General features: G+C 60.0%; 1 protein-coding gene. It reads right to left on the bottom strand.

What is annotated here, in order from left to right:
- Window positions 1-285, bottom strand: a 285-nt coding sequence (locus tag NQS30_RS21355) for an acyl-CoA synthetase family protein (RefSeq protein ID WP_350322356.1), incomplete at both ends; no start/stop codon positions are given.

Below are 285 nucleotides of genomic sequence, written 5' to 3'. Positions count from 1 at the left end.
GATATAGGCGTAAAGCGCGGTTTCGCCGTGTTCGTTCCGGGCGGTGACTGCTGCCTCACGAATGCCGTCGATGCGCCGGATCGCCGCTTCGATCTCTCCCGGTTCAATCCGGTAGCCGCGGACTTTCACCTGTCCGTCTGAACGTCCGAGCCATTCGACAAGGCCATCTTCTGTCCAGCGTGCGATATCACCCGTCTGATACATGCGTTCTCCCGGGTAAAACGGATCATTGAGAAAACGCTCCTCCGTCAGCTCAGGCCGGTTCAGATAGCCCCGGGCCACCCC

The sequence above is a fragment of the Bacillus sp. B1(2022) genome (genome assembly GCF_040259625.1).
Classification (GTDB): Bacteria; Bacillota; Bacilli; order Bacillales; family Bacillaceae; genus Bacillus; species Bacillus velezensis.
The sequence above is the reverse complement of the archived record's forward strand: the minus strand, read 5'-3'. Positions and strand labels throughout refer to the sequence as shown.